At 51.9% G+C, this 1,388-nt stretch carries 2 tRNA genes and 3 rRNA genes; all 5 read right to left on the reverse strand.

The window, feature by feature from the left end:
* Positions 1-579, reverse strand: a 23S ribosomal RNA gene (locus tag FPZ49_RS35130); the annotation flags it as partial.
* A gap of 145 nt (positions 580-724) precedes the next feature.
* Positions 725-800: transfer RNA gene (locus FPZ49_RS35135), tRNA-Ala, on the reverse strand.
* A gap of 20 nt (positions 801-820) precedes the next feature.
* Positions 821-897 (reverse strand) — tRNA-Ile (locus FPZ49_RS35140).
* 73 nt (positions 898-970) lie between these two features.
* A 5S ribosomal RNA gene (gene rrf / locus FPZ49_RS35145) occupies positions 971-1,087 on the reverse strand.
* Between the two features lie 91 nt (positions 1,088-1,178).
* A 16S ribosomal RNA gene (locus tag FPZ49_RS35150) occupies positions 1,179-1,388 on the reverse strand; the annotation flags it as partial.

Genomic DNA, 1,388 nt, shown 5'->3' on the forward strand with positions numbered 1-1,388 from the left:
GCTCTGACTTCTTGTAAGCACACGGTTTCAGGTTCTATTTCACTCCGCTCCCGCGGTTCTTTTCACCTTTCCCTCACGGTACTGCTTCACTATCGGTCACCAGGGAGTATTTAGCCTTGGCAGATGGTCCTGCCGGATTCCCACGAGGTTTCACGTGTCTCGCGGTACTCGGGATCCGTCTAGGGTTTTCGCAGCATTTCAGCTACAGGGCTGTTACCTTCTTTGGCCGGCCTTTCCAGACCGCTTCACCTACGCTGCTAAACCCATATTGACGTCCCACAACCCCAGGGGGCAAGCCCCCTGGTTTGGGCTAATCCGCTTTCGCTCGCCGCTACTGACGGAATCACTTTTGTTTTCTTTTCCTGAGGGTACTTAGATGTTTCAGTTCCCCTCGTCTGCCTCTACATTACCTATGTATTCAGTAATGAGTACATGCGAATTACCGCATGCGGGTTTCCCCATTCGGACATCCCCGGATCAAAGCCTGCTTACGGCTCCCCGAGGCATTTCGTCGTTCGCCACGTCCTTCTTCGGCTCCTGGTGCCTAGGCATCCTCCGTGTGCTCTTATTAGCTTAACCAAATGGTTAAAACCTTTAAAATAAAGGATGATTCAGCTTTGTTGCTTGTTTCGATATCCAGTTTTCAAGGAACAAACTTACCACTGCCGCGAAGACAGTAGAAAAATCTTACCACAACTACTTAATGATTTCAAGTAGTAAATTATGGTGGAGCCAAGCGGGATCGAACCGCTGACCTCCTGCTTGCAAGGCAGGCGCTCTCCCAGCTGAGCTATGGCCCCATACTGTTATGAAGTTTAACTGGTGGGCCCTAGTGGACTCGAACCACCGACCTCACCCTTATCAGGGGTGCGCTCTAACCAGCTGAGCTAAGGGCCCTTGTAACAACGAGTTCATTATATGCACGTATGCCTATAATGGTTCATAAGAAAAGCCCACCCTTGGTGGGCTTGCTTGGCGACGTTCTACTCTCCCAGGACCCTGCGGTCCAAGTACCATCGACGCTGGAAGGCTTAACGGTCGTGTTCGGGATGGGTACGCGTGGTTCCCTTCCGCCATCATCACCAAACCAATTGAAAGGCATTGCGCCTTTCAAAACTGAACACGAGTGAGTGCTTCTTAAAATGTCCGTTGTCCTGCAGACAACATGGACTCCATAGAAAGGAGGTGATCCAGCCGCACCTTCCGATACGGCTACCTTGTTACGACTTCACCCCAATCATCTACCCCACCTTCGGCGGCTGGCTCCCTTGCGGGTTACCCCACCGACTTCGGGTGTTGTAAACTCTCGTGGTGTGACGGGCGGTGTGTACAAGACCCGGGAACGTATTCACCGCGGCATGCTGATCCGCGATTACTAGCAATTCCGA

The sequence above is a fragment of the Paenibacillus cremeus genome (assembly GCF_007786445.1).
Lineage (GTDB): Bacteria > Bacillota > Bacilli > Paenibacillales > NBRC-103111 > Paenibacillus_G > Paenibacillus_G cremeus.